General features: G+C 63.4%; 12 protein-coding genes. 3 read left to right on the top strand and 9 right to left on the bottom strand.

Annotation, left to right across the window (positions count from 1 at the left end; genetic code table 11):
• The first annotated feature begins 20 nt into the window (after positions 1-20).
• Entirely contained in the window at positions 21-509 is a 489-nt protein-coding gene (locus AC1D1N_RS09435; protein WP_477348843.1) for a gluconokinase, read from the top strand.
• On the opposite strand, the gene AC1D1N_RS09430 is transcribed toward AC1D1N_RS09435, so the two are convergent.
• The 3 genes from AC1D1N_RS09430 to AC1D1N_RS09420 form a co-directional block, all read right to left on the bottom strand.
• Positions 504-1,652, bottom strand: a complete 1,149-nt coding sequence (locus AC1D1N_RS09430) for a hypothetical protein (RefSeq protein WP_477348098.1) — start codon at positions 1,650-1,652, stop codon at positions 504-506. The two genes, AC1D1N_RS09435 and AC1D1N_RS09430, sit on opposite strands and share 6 nt — an antisense overlap.
• A gap of 111 nt (positions 1,653-1,763) precedes the next feature.
• Positions 1,764-2,213, bottom strand: a complete 450-nt coding sequence (locus AC1D1N_RS09425; protein WP_112394487.1) for an RrF2 family transcriptional regulator — start codon at positions 2,211-2,213, stop codon at positions 1,764-1,766.
• Between the two features lie 257 nt (positions 2,214-2,470).
• Positions 2,471-3,457: a sulfate ABC transporter substrate-binding protein gene (locus AC1D1N_RS09420; protein ID WP_477348097.1), complete on the bottom strand. Its 987-nt coding sequence runs from the start codon at positions 3,455-3,457 to the stop codon at positions 2,471-2,473.
• 228 nt (positions 3,458-3,685) lie between these two features.
• Here AC1D1N_RS09420 and AC1D1N_RS09415 point away from each other — a divergent pair, with 228 nt between their 5' ends.
• Both AC1D1N_RS09415 and AC1D1N_RS09410 read left to right on the top strand, forming a co-directional pair.
• Positions 3,686-3,955, top strand: a complete 270-nt coding sequence (locus tag AC1D1N_RS09415) for an antitoxin (RefSeq protein WP_192258533.1) — start codon at positions 3,686-3,688, stop codon at positions 3,953-3,955.
• Entirely contained in the window at positions 3,955-4,353 is a 399-nt protein-coding gene (locus tag AC1D1N_RS09410; protein WP_436260696.1) for a type II toxin-antitoxin system VapC family toxin, read from the top strand. Before AC1D1N_RS09415 ends, AC1D1N_RS09410 begins: the two co-directional genes overlap by 1 nt.
• A 28-nt stretch (positions 4,354-4,381) precedes the next feature.
• Here AC1D1N_RS09410 and AC1D1N_RS09405 read toward each other — a convergent pair whose 3' ends face one another.
• The 6 genes from AC1D1N_RS09405 to pbpC form a co-directional block, all read right to left on the bottom strand.
• Positions 4,382-5,422: a sulfate/molybdate ABC transporter ATP-binding protein gene (locus AC1D1N_RS09405; protein WP_436260695.1), complete on the bottom strand. Its 1,041-nt coding sequence runs from the start codon at positions 5,420-5,422 to the stop codon at positions 4,382-4,384.
• A gap of 13 nt (positions 5,423-5,435) precedes the next feature.
• Positions 5,436-6,320 (bottom strand): sulfate ABC transporter permease subunit CysW, encoded by an 885-nt coding sequence (cysW, locus tag AC1D1N_RS09400; RefSeq protein WP_112560300.1) that lies wholly within the window; start codon positions 6,318-6,320, stop codon positions 5,436-5,438.
• Positions 6,313-7,164: a sulfate ABC transporter permease subunit CysT gene (cysT, locus tag AC1D1N_RS09395; RefSeq protein ID WP_192258530.1), complete on the bottom strand. Its 852-nt coding sequence runs from the start codon at positions 7,162-7,164 to the stop codon at positions 6,313-6,315. The genes cysW and cysT overlap by 8 nt, the downstream gene beginning before the upstream one ends.
• A 23-nt stretch (positions 7,165-7,187) precedes the next feature.
• Positions 7,188-8,216, bottom strand: coding sequence for a sulfate ABC transporter substrate-binding protein (locus AC1D1N_RS09390; protein ID WP_436260694.1), 1,029 nt, complete (start codon positions 8,214-8,216; stop codon positions 7,188-7,190).
• 232 nt (positions 8,217-8,448) lie between these two features.
• Positions 8,449-9,132, bottom strand: coding sequence for a M15 family metallopeptidase (locus AC1D1N_RS09385; protein ID WP_436260693.1), 684 nt, complete (start codon positions 9,130-9,132; stop codon positions 8,449-8,451).
• A 40-nt stretch (positions 9,133-9,172) separates the two neighbouring features.
• Positions 9,173-11,263 carry a penicillin-binding protein 1C gene (gene pbpC, locus AC1D1N_RS09380; RefSeq protein WP_477348093.1) on the bottom strand — a complete coding sequence of 697 codons (2,091 nt, stop codon included), beginning with the start codon at positions 11,261-11,263 and terminating at the stop codon, positions 9,173-9,175.
• Positions 11,264-11,441: the final 178 nt, after the last annotated feature.

Below are 11,441 nucleotides of genomic sequence, written 5' to 3'. Positions count from 1 at the left end.
TGCCTCGGGCCATCGTGGTGATGGGCGTCGCCGGCTGTGGCAAGTCTGCCGTCGGCAAGGCGCTGGCAGCAGCGGAAGGGGTCGTCTTTGTCGAAGGCGACAGGCTGCACCCACCCGAAAACGTCGCGCGCATGGCGAGCGGTGAGCCGCTCACCGATCAGCTTCGCGAAGGCTGGCTCGATGCCATTGGCGAACGGATCGCGGACCTAGCCGGCAGCGGCCAGGGCGTGGTCGCCGCCTGCTCGGCGCTGAAGCGCAGCTATCGCGAACGTCTACGCGGCTTTCGTGGGGACATTGTCTTCATCTATCTAAAGATCGATCCCGCCACCGCCAAGCAGCGCGTCGCCACCCGCAAGGGGCATTTCATGCCGACAAGCCTGGTCGAAAGCCAGTTCGCCATCCTTGAGCCGCCTGGCGCCGACGAGCAGGCGCTGACGGTCGACGCCACGCTTCCAGTGGCCGACATCGTTAGCGCCGTTTCCAGCCTGCTGGCCGGCGCAAAATCATGAACCACCCTCATCGGGCAAGGCGTTTTCCGGCCGTTCGGTGAACCGGTCGGCACCGGACCAGATCATCATTTGCTCGGGATAGAGTTTCAGCGCCTCCAGCAAGCGGTCGCGCTTGAGCAGGATGTACTCGGCCTGCAATGCCATGTTCTTGGCGCCGCCGGCTCTTGTCGTGGGCTCAGCGGTTCCCGCCGGGGCCGGCACCAGTTCGGGACTCAGGATAGCGCGGTACTGGCGGAACGGATCGGTCTCGAAGGTCGACATGGAAAACAGCGCCGCCTTGCCTCTGGCGGCGAAATTCGTCGGCGCCGAGGCGAGGTGGGTCCAGCCGCTCTCGCCGATCCCGACTTCGGTGAATGTCGAACCGGCATGCACGGTGTTGGTCACCAGCACGACGCCGTTGTTGCCAAGGATCTTCTGGATCCGGCCGGTGACCTGGTAGGCATCGCTGCGATCGAAGACGATCCGGCTTTTCAGGAAACGGTTCTCGACCCGGACCATTGGCGGGTTCAGGAAGCGCAGGCCGAAGGTCGAGTCGGAGATGCCGTGAGCGCTGACACTGAGCTGGTGCGCCTCGATGCCGGCTTCATAAAGCGCGCGCTTGCCGATGATGGTCTGGGCAGTGAATTGATCGCACCAGATGATGGCGCCGTGGCCGCGCTTCAGCGCCGCTTGCAGGCCCTCCAGGCCCTCAAGTTGGATATCGGGTGACCAGCGGCGGCCGACGAGATGCGCGGCAAGCAGCAATCGCCTGCGGTGGTTGGCGTAGAGCAGGGCCCTGAACTGCCTTTGCGCATCGATGCCGTTGCCGAGCACCGCGCGCGTCGCGGCGGCGTAGCGCACGAAGTCCTTGCGGATATGGCGCTTGAGGCGCAGCCCCGATACGCGGCTGCAGATCGCTGCCCACCAACTGACCGGCAGCAATGCCGCGACGCCGAGATAGAAGGCGGCCAGCACCAGCTCGCGAAAATCCCTGTTGTTGAAGGTACGCAACTTGCCGGGGCGAACCAGCTTGCGGCTGAAGAAGCGCACATGCTCGGCCCGCTCGAGCACCAGGAGATCGGCGATGATTTCAGTATGGTAAATGACGGCGGACGACGGTGTCCGGTCGGCTTTCCGGGATTTTCCCAACCACGGCAGCCTCATCCGACCGGTGTCCACCTGTTCTTGCGCGTCCGAAAATCGCTTTACTGCGTCTGCCACGGGCGCGCAATCGGCGCCGGCAGGCCGTGAACGCCATTCAGGGTTCGAACTTATCTAAATCTGCGACGTCAGTTCGACCGGAAAATCGTCATTGTCGGCATCGCGCATGGCGGCGAGGCTTCTGTTATCCAGCACCTCGGCGATGGCCTGGCGCACCTCCAGCATCATGTGCCGGACCTGGCAGGTCGCCTCGTCGCAATCCTCGCAGCGCTGGTACTGGGTGCGGCTGGCGCAAGGGATCGGCGCGAGCGGTCCGTCAAGCACGCGCACGACGTGGCCGATCTTGATCTCGGAAGCGGGCCGGGCGAGGCGATAGCCGCCTTCCTTGCCCTTGCGGCTCAGCACAAAACCGGCATTGCGCAGCTCGCCCAGAATTGCATCCAGGAATTTCTTCGGGATGTTGTTGGCGACCGCAATGTCGTTGACGAATGCAAGCTGGCCGACCGGCAGGCCGGAAAGATGCACGAGGGCCTTGAGGCCGTATTTGCCTTTTTTGGTAAGCATGCCCGATTCAGTTCATGAAAACCCCAACCACCCGCATCTGGCGGTTGTTTGTGTGCAAATCATGACGTTTCGCCTGAACAACCCGGTTTCGCGTAGAACAAGCCGCCCGGTTGAGAGGTTAGGCACAAAGGCGTTGATTCTTTGTAACGTTTTTCACATATGCCGCCGGATTCGGGCGGAAAGCCGTTTGTCGGCGCGCAAAAACGAAAAAGCCGGCAAAGAGCCGGCTTTCCTGTTCAGGTCGGACGCTGCTGCTGTCAGCGGCTGCCATAAGTCTGGTCGAGCAGGCCGCCGGCGGCGAAGTGTTCCTTCTGCACCTTGTCCCAGCCGCCGAACACGTCTTCGACCGTCAGCAGGCGGACATCGGGGAAGTCAGCCTTGTATTTGGCCGCGACTTCAGCATTGCGGATCCTCAGGCCATTTTCAGCCGCAATATTCTGGCCCTCCGGCGTGTAGAGGAAGTCTAGATAGGATTTAGCCAGATCGCGCGTGCCGTGCTCGTCGGCGACCTTGTCGACGATCGCCACCGGGAATTCGGCAAGCAGGCTGACAGTTGGGGTAACCTGTTCGAACTTGTCGTCGCCATACTCCCTGCGGATGCCGCGCGTTTCCGACTCGAAGGTGATCAGCACGTCGCCGATCTCGCGCTGGACGAAGGTCGTGGTGGCGGCGCGGCCGCCCGTATCGAAGATCGGCACGTTGTTGAACAGCTTGGTGACGAACTCCTTCACCTTGGCGTCGTCGCCCTTGAAGGCCTCCTTGGCGTAGGCGGTCGCCGCCAGATAGGTGTAGCGCGCATTGCCCGAGGTTTTCGGGTTGGGGAAGATCACCTGCACGTCGTCGCGCACGAGGTCGTTCCAGTCCTTGATGTGCTTGGGATTGCCGGCACGCACCAGGAAGGACGGCAGCGAATAGAAGGGCGAGGCGTTGTCGGGGAAATCCTTCTGCCAGTCGGCGGAGACGAGGCCCTTCTTGACCAGGAAGTCGATGTCGGTGACCTGGTTGAAGGTGACCACGTCAGCGCCAAGGCCTTCGGCGATGGCGCGCGCCTGTGCCGAGGTGCCGGCATGCGACTGGTCGACGGTGACGCCGGGATGGCCGGCGATGAAAGCCTTGTTCACCTGGACAAACAATTCGCGCCCGACATCATAGGAAGCGTTGAGCAAGTTGTCGGCCGACCAGGCTTGCGAGGAGGTGAGGAACAGGCTGGCGGCGGTGGCGACACTGAGGAAAAATCGCTTCATGAAAAAGGGGCTCCTTGAGAATGCCGGTTCGAATGCTTCGATATAATGCGCCAACATAATAGGACCATGTCCAGCGCCGCCAGACACGCAGTCCGGGTCCATTATCCAGTGGTGAGAAAAAGTATTGCTGAAACAGCCGGTTGGTAGGATTTCCTTCCAAAGCGTCGCAGAATGATTGCATCTTGCCGTTTTGGCATATACATATGGCATATACAAGGACGCGCAGCCATGCCGCAACACCGCCATTCAACGCCGCCGAGGGAAGCGAAGCTCTTTCGCAACAACCGCAGCCAGGCAGTGCGCATTCCCGTCGAGTTCGAGCTTCCCGGCGAAAAAGTCCTGATCAGCCGCGACGGCGACCGTCTGATCATCGAGCCGGTCCGCAAACCCGGCCTCACGGCACTGCTTGCCCAATGGGCGAAAGAGCCGCCGCTTGGTCCTGAAGACGACTTTCCCGAGATCCGTGATGTGCCCGTCAGGCCCGAGGACATCTTCTGATGCGGTTCATGCTCGACACCAACATCATCAGCGACATGATCCGAAATCCGGCTGGCAAAGCCGCCGGTGCGGCGGCTCGCGAGGGCGACGGCGCCCTGTGCACCAGCATCGTCGTTGCCTCGGAGCTGCGTTATGGTTGCGCCCGCAAGGGATCGGCCAAGCTGCTCGCCAAGGTCGAGGAATTGCTGGCGGAGTTACCTGTGCTGCCGCTCGATGTGCCGGTGGATAGCGAATACGGCGCACTTCGTGCCGAGCTGGAGGCCCGGGGCCAGCCGATCGGCCACAATGACCTTTTCATTGCTTCCCACGCCTGTGCGCTGGGGATCACGCTGGTAACAGCCAATACAGGCGAGTTCAGCCGGATTAAGGGCCTTAAGGTCGAGAACTGGCTGGAGTAGCAACTGATCGAGGATTAGACGTCGAGGACTATGCCGCCGGGAAAAGCTTCCACCGCCGCGGCCTGAACGCCACCCGGCTCTTCTGCGCCGCTGGATGGTCGACGGGAAGTTCGATCTCGACGCGCTGGCGTTCGCCGCCAATTTCGAGTTCGACGCGCCTGGTGCCGGCGACGCGGCGGCTGGCGGCGACCGTGCCGGCGATGCAGCCGCTGCACCCGTCGAGCAGTTCGACATCGTGCGGGCGGAAGTAGAGGACTGCCTCGCCACTCGGCGCATGCGGCGCGGACAGCCCGATCGGCCGGTCGGCGATCCAGACCTGGCCGTCCTCGACCTTTACGGGAAGCGTGCTCGATTCACCGATGAAGGAGTAGACGAAGGGCGAGTTCGGCGTGTCGTAGATCTCGTCGGCGGAGCCGACCTGCTCGATGCGACCCTGGCTCATCACCACGACGCGGTCGGCAAGCTCCAACGCCTCTTCCTGGTCGTGGGTCACAAAGACGGTGGTGTGGCCGGTGCGGTCATGGATCTCGCGCAGCCAGCGGCGCAATTCCCTACGCACCTGCGCATCGAGCGCGCCGAACGGCTCGTCGAGCAAAAGCACTTTGGGCTCGATCGCCATGGCGCGGGCAAGCGCCACGCGCTGGCGCTGGCCGCCGGAGAGCTGAGCCGGATAGCGCTTTTCCAGGCCGGAAAGCTGGACGAGGTCGAGCAATTCTGAGGCGCGGCGGCGGATCTCCGTCGCCGGCGGGCGCGACGGCCCATGCCGGACCTTCAGGCCAAAACCGATATTGTCGGCGACCGTCATGTGCCGGAACAGCGCATAGTGCTGGAAGACGAAGCCGACATTGCGCTCCTGGATCGACTTCTGCGAGGCATCGTCGTCGCCGAAGAAGATCTTTCCGCGCGTCGGCCGCTCGAGCCCTGCAATCAATCTGAGCAGTGTCGTCTTGCCGGAACCCGACGGCCCCAGCAGCGCGATCAGCTCACCCGACTTGATGTCAAGCGATACGTCATGGAGGGCCGGGAACCGGTCAAACTCCTTGCGCACGTTGGCAACGCGAACTTCCATGAAAATCCCTCTATCAGTGTCCGCGCGTCGCGGCGATCTCGGCGCCGTAGCGCATCTCGAGAAGTGTTTTCAAGACCAGCGTCACCAAAGCCAGGCCGGCAAGCAGCGAAGCGACGGCAAAGGCGCCAACGGCGTTGTACTCGTTGTAGAGGATTTCGACATGCAGCGGCATGGTGTTGGTCAGCCCGCGTATGTGGCCGGACACGACCGAAACCGCGCCGAATTCGCCCATCGAGCGGGCGTTGCACAGAAGCACGCCGTAGAGCAATCCCCATTTGACGTTGGGCAGCGTCACATACCAGAAAGTCTGCCAGCCATTGGCGCCGAGCGACAGCGCCGCCTCCTCATCGCCATTGCCCTGTTCCTGCATCAGCGGGATCAGTTCGCGGGCAACGAACGGGAAGGTGACGAAGACGGTGGCGAGCACGATGCCGGGCACGGCGAACAGGATCTGGATGCCGTGCGCCTTCAGCCATTCGCCGAGCAGCCCCTGAGCGCCGAACAAAAGCACATAGACCAGGCCTGAGATGACGGGCGAGACGGAGAAGGGCAGGTCGATCAGCGTGGTCAGGAACGCCTTGCCCTTGAACTCGAACTTGGCGATCGCCCAGGCGGCGGAGATGCCGAAGACGACGTTGAGCGGCACGGCGATGGCCGCCACCAGCAGGGTCAGCCGGATCGCCGAACGCGTATCGGGATTGGACAGCGATTCCGTATAGGCGCCGAGGCCTTTGGCCAGCGCCTCGTGAAAGACAATGATCAGCGGCAGGAGCACGAAGATGACGAGGAAGGCGAAGGCCACCGCCATCAGCAGCAGCCGCACCGGCAGGCTTTCGGTCACTGCCGCCGACTGGCTCTCGTGATGCGGCTCGTAGGATTTGATTTCGGGGTCAGCCATAGCGCTTGCGACTCCATGACTGTGCCAGGTTGATGACCAGCAGCATCAGGAACGACAGCAAAAGCATGATCGCGGCGATCGCGGTCGCTGCCGGATAGTTGTATTCCTCCAGCCGGATGACGATCAGAAGCGGCGCGATCTCCGACTTGTAGGGCAGGTTGCCGGCAATGAAGATGACCGAGCCGTATTCGCCGACGCCGCGGGCGAAGGCCAGTGAAAAGCCGGTGACGATGGCCGGCGCCAGGCCCGGAAACAGGATGCGGGTGATGATCTGGAAGCGGTTGGCGCCGAGCGTTGCTGCGGCCTCCTCCACTTCCTTGTCGATCTCCTCCATGATCGGCTGCACCGTGCGCACGACGAAGGGCAGGCCGATGAAGACCAATGCCACCACGATGCCGAGCGGGGTATAGGCGACCTTGATGCCAAGCGGCGCCAGCAGATGGCCGATCCAGCCATTGGGCGCGTAGAGCGTGGTCAGCGCGATGCCGGCCACTGCCGTCGGCAGCGCGAAGGGCAGGTCGACCATGGCGTCGACGATACGGCGGCCGGGGAAGCGGTAGCGCACCAGCACCCAAGCGACGAGCGTGCCGAAGACGACGTTGACGGCTGCCGCGATGAAGGCGGCGCCGAAGCTGATTTCGAGCGCGTTGAGGGTGCGGCGGTCCGTGGCGATCGCCCAGAAATCGGTCCAGCCGAGTGCTGCCGAACGCCAGATGAGGCCCGACAGGGGAATGAGGATGATGAGCGTGAGGTAGGCAAGCGAGAAGCCGAGCGTCAGTCCGAAACCCGGAATGACGCTCGGCTGTCTGAACCGCCACCCCGCCTTGGCGGGTGCTATGGTCATGTCGTCCTGATCTAGATTTTAGCTCACTGGGCCGGCTTGTAGATCTGGTCGAATATACCACCGTCGCCGAAATGATAAGGCTGTGCCTTCTTCCAGCCGCCGAAAAGCGGATCGTCGATGGAGATCAGCTTGATTTCAGGCGTCTTCGGAATATCCGCCGGATCCACCAGCTCGGGCTTGGCCGGACGATAGTGGTTCTTGGCAATGATCGTCTGGGCTTCCTTGGAGTAGAGCCAGCCGAGATAGGCTTCGGCGACCTTGCGGGTGCCCTTGGCGTCGACATTGGCGTCGACGATCGCCACCGGCGGCTCGGCCAGGATCGAGGTCGGCGGATACACGATCTCGAAATTGTCGGCGCCGAATTCATTGAGTGCCAGATAGGCGTCGTTTTCCCAGCCGATCAGCACGTCGCCAATGCCCTTTTGCGCGAAGGTGACGGTCGAGCCGCGGGCACCGGTGTCGAGCACCGGAGCATTGGCGTAGAGCTTGCCGACGAATTCCTTGTTCTTGGCCTCGTCGCCGCCATCATTGGCATTGGCGTAGGCCCAGGCGGCGAGGTAGTTCCAGCGAGCGCCGCCCGACGTCTTCGGGTTCGGCGTGATCACCTGGACGCCGTCCTTGACCAGATCGCTCCAGTCGTGGATGCCCTTCGGGTTGCCCTTGCGGACCAGGAAGATGATGGTCGAGGTGTAGGGGGCCGAATTGTTCTCGAACTTCTTGCGCCAGTCGGGATTGATCTTCTTCGACTTGGTGGCGATGGCGTTGATGTCGCCTTCGAGCGCCAGCGTCACCACATCGGCGTCGAGGCCGTCGATCACGGCGCGGGCCTGGGCGCCCGATCCGCCATGCGATTGCTGGATGGTGACCGTCTCGCCGGTCTCGGCCTTCCAGTGGGCGACGAAGGCCTCGTCATAGGCCTTGTAGAGTTCGCGTGTCGGATCGTAGGACACGTTGAGAATGGTGGTATCGGCAAACGCGAAACCGAGCGTGCCGAACTGGATCGATGTGGCGACCAGTGCGCCGAGCAGTTTCCTGAAATGAGGGTTGGTCATTTCCGCCTCCGTTGATGACGGCTGAACTCTATCGAATTGATAGAAATTAGATGCATTCAACGTTGCCTTTTTTGACCCCTTGAAGCAATTTTTCGCCGATATTGCGCGCTGAGAGGAAACATTTTCCTCATATTAGCCTAGGCCGACTCAGGCCGGTCCGGCGCTATGTAGAAGCAGCCAGCGCGGAGGCAAGACTGTTGCGGCGGAGATTCGTCGAAGCAGCTGGGTGGTTTCAATTCGCAGTGACGGGGAAGTCGAAGCGCTGCCTCGGAAACGGCTCGTTTGCCAGCGTGTAGTGCCACCATTCGCGCGCATAATTCTTGAAGCCGCCGGCGCGCATGGCATCAAGCAGTCTTTTGCGGTTGGCCGCCGCATCGGCCGCGAGCGGGCGGTGGGCGGTTTCGCTCGCCGGATCGAAACAGTCGAAGCTGGTGCTGAAATCGAGCGTGCCGGCACCCGTAGCACCGCAGGCAGCGGATGATGTGCTTTTGCCATCGCTGCGGGCACTGGCGACATCGACGGTCGAGCCGCGTGAATGGGTAGACAGTTCGCCGATATAGCCCTTGGCGATGAGGTCGCCGCGCTTGACCTTGGGATACCATTGCGGGTCGGGCGGGCCACCCTCCCTGGTCCATTTGCCCATGTCGGCAACGGCGCGCGCCGGCCGGTAGCAGTCGAAGACGACCAGCGTCAGGCCATCGGTGGCGAGCGCTTTCTGCACGCCGGACAGCGCTTGCGCCGCCTGCCTTGTGAGGATGCAGACCGGCGCGTCATAACCGTCGGCCCTGCGATGCAGAAAATTTTCCAGGCCGGCATAGCGGATGTCCTGCCGGATTGTAGGATCGACATCCGCAAGGCGGACAAAGCCGGCGGGCAGGGGATCGGCGGAGGCGGGCAGAGCGAAGACGAAAGGCATGAGGACGCAAAGTCCAATGCTTTGAATCGCCTGGCGCCATCTATTCAACGAACACCTTCACGCTGGCCGCACGTCCTGCGGCGTCAATGACGGTGAGCGTCGAATAGCCGGCGCCGTCGGGCAGCCAGGTCGCGGTACGGCGGCGGTCGATGCCGACGAGCGGCTTGCCGTTGGCGAGCCAGCGGAACGGCGCGCGGCCGCCTTGCAGCTTCAGCACCAGCGGCGAAGCATCGGCGGAATTGGTGGCGAGATCGACGCGGGCGCCGTTGGGCGGGAAGATGATCGTCGGCGCCGGCTCGGTCGGGCCTGCCTGCACCAGCCCGTCGGCGCCGGCGCCGAAACGGGCCAGTGTCACCGGCAGATCTTCGCGTTTGGCCTTGACGACGCCGGCCGGCTGGCTGGGCAGCGGCACGGCGGCGAGGCCCGAGCGGACAAAGCCCTCGAACAGGATGGGGGCGGCCGAGACATAGCCGGACAGGCCGGGCACGGCGCCCGCATCGGCGCGGCCGACCCAGACGCCCAGCACGTAGCGGCCGTCGAAGCCGACGGACCAGGCATCGCGATAGCCGTAGGAGGTCCCGGTTTTGTAGGCAATGCCGCGCTGCAAGGCGCCCTCGGGCGGCTTCACGCCGGACAATATGTCGGTGATCTGCCAGTTCGCCTGGGCGTCGAGGATGGTGGCGGTGGTGCGCTCGGCATTGGCCGGCTCGGTGCCGTCATGCAGCGTGTTCGCCTTGCCGCCATTGGCGAGCCCTGTATAGAGCTGGACGAGATCGCGCAGCGTCACGCCGACGCCGCCGAGGCCGATGGCGAGGCCCGGCGCCTCGTTGACCGGCAGCACCGGACTGACGCCGGCCTGGCGGAAGCGCGCCATCAGCCGTGCCGGGCCGACCGAGTCAAGCACACGGATAGCCGGCACGTTGAGCGACAGCTGCAGCGCCTGGCGGATCGAGACATCGCCCTGGTAGCCCATGTCGAAATTCTTTGGCCGGTAGCCGCCGAAATCGACCGGACTGTCCTCGATCAGCATTTCCTGCGCCACCAGCCCCTGCTCGAAGGCGAGGCCATAGATGAACGGCTTCAGCGTCGAGCCGGGCGAACGCACGATCTTGGTCATGTCGATCCAGCCGGAGCGGTTGGCGTCGAAGAAATCGGCCGAGCCCACTTCGCCGAGGATATCGCCGGTGCGGGCATCGGCCATGACCATGGCGACGGAGAGGCGAGGGCCAAGCTTGATGGCGGCATCGCGCGCCACCTGTTCCAGCCCTTGCTGGACGCTTTTGCGAATCGTCAGCTGCAGCGGCTTGCCGGGGACGGCCTTGGGCAGCATGGCGTAGGCGGCGTGCGGCGCCAGCGCCGGCAGTTTGCGGCGCAGGCCCGAGACATCGTCAAGTGCTGCACGCGCTGCCTCACGCTCGCCGAGCAGGCCTGATGAAACCATGCGGGTCAGCACGCGGTCGCGGGTGGCGTGGGCGATGTCGAGATTGCGGTCGGGCCGGCGCTTTTCCGGCAATTGCGGCAGCGCCACCAGCAGGGCAGCTTCCGAGACGGTCAGCCGCTTCGGCTCCTTGCCGAAATAGGCGAGGGACGCGGCGCGCACGCCTTCGAGATTGCCGCCATAGGGCGCCAGCGTCAGGTAGCGTTCGAGGATCTCTTGCTTGGACAGCCGTCGCTCGATCTGGATGGCGCGCAGCATCTGCTTGAGCTTGGAGCCGAGGCTGCGGCTTTCGCGCGGCTCGATCAGCCTGGCAAGCTGCATCGACAGCGACGAGCCGCCGGAAACGATGTGGCCGTTGGTGACGAGCTGACCGGCAGCGCGCGCCAGCGCCAGTACGTCGACGCCGTCATGGTCCCAGAAGCGCTTGTCTTCATAGGTGACCAGCATGTCGACGAACTGCTTGTCGACCTGGTCGAGGTGTGTGTCGAGCCGCCAGTAGCCGTCCGGCGTGGCGAAGGCGCGCAACAGCTGGCCGTCGCGATCCTGGACTTCGGTCGAGACGGCGAGCGCCGCGGGAAGCGGGGGCGGGAAGGCGCGGTCGAGTTCCCAGAGGGTAGCGGTGGAGAGGACTGCAAGGCCGGCGACAGTAGCTGCTGTGATGGCTGAGCGGCGAACGAATTTCCTGGAGAACATGGCGCCGCCCCTCATTGTCCTGCCGGACTTTTCTCCCCGTATAGAGACGGGGAGAAAGACGCTGTTGCCGATGGTTTCGCCAATTGCCAACGTGGCAGAACAAGCAGCGAAATTCGCGATAGTCCCCTTCTCCCCGTCACTATACGGGGAGAAGGTGCCGGAAGGCGGATGAGGGGCA

The sequence above is a fragment of the Mesorhizobium sp. P2_B5 genome, from assembly GCF_056404775.1.
This window is presented reverse-complemented; position numbering and strand designations above follow the sequence as displayed.

Bases quoted from the DNA above. Each gene is read 5' to 3' on its own strand.
- AC1D1N_RS09435 (WP_477348843.1), top strand. From the start codon at position 21: ATGGGCGTCGCCGGCTGTGGCAAGTCTGCCGTCGGCAAGGCGCTGGCA.
- AC1D1N_RS09430 (WP_477348098.1), bottom strand. From the start codon at position 1,652: ATGAGGCTGCCGTGGTTGGGAAAATCCCGGAAAGCCGACCGGACACCG.
- AC1D1N_RS09425 (WP_112394487.1), bottom strand. From the start codon at position 2,213: ATGCTTACCAAAAAAGGCAAATACGGCCTCAAGGCCCTCGTGCATCTT.
- AC1D1N_RS09420 (WP_477348097.1), bottom strand. From the start codon at position 3,457: ATGAAGCGATTTTTCCTCAGTGTCGCCACCGCCGCCAGCCTGTTCCTC.
- AC1D1N_RS09415 (WP_192258533.1), top strand. From the start codon at position 3,686: ATGCCGCAACACCGCCATTCAACGCCGCCGAGGGAAGCGAAGCTCTTT.
- AC1D1N_RS09410 (WP_436260696.1), top strand. From the start codon at position 3,955: ATGCGGTTCATGCTCGACACCAACATCATCAGCGACATGATCCGAAAT.
- AC1D1N_RS09405 (WP_436260695.1), bottom strand. From the start codon at position 5,422: ATGGAAGTTCGCGTTGCCAACGTGCGCAAGGAGTTTGACCGGTTCCCG.
- cysW (WP_112560300.1), bottom strand. From the start codon at position 6,320: ATGGCTGACCCCGAAATCAAATCCTACGAGCCGCATCACGAGAGCCAG.
- cysT (WP_192258530.1), bottom strand. From the start codon at position 7,164: ATGACCATAGCACCCGCCAAGGCGGGGTGGCGGTTCAGACAGCCGAGC.
- AC1D1N_RS09390 (WP_436260694.1), bottom strand. From the start codon at position 8,216: ATGACCAACCCTCATTTCAGGAAACTGCTCGGCGCACTGGTCGCCACA.
- AC1D1N_RS09385 (WP_436260693.1), bottom strand. From the start codon at position 9,132: ATGCCTTTCGTCTTCGCTCTGCCCGCCTCCGCCGATCCCCTGCCCGCC.
- pbpC (WP_477348093.1), bottom strand. From the start codon at position 11,263: ATGTTCTCCAGGAAATTCGTTCGCCGCTCAGCCATCACAGCAGCTACT.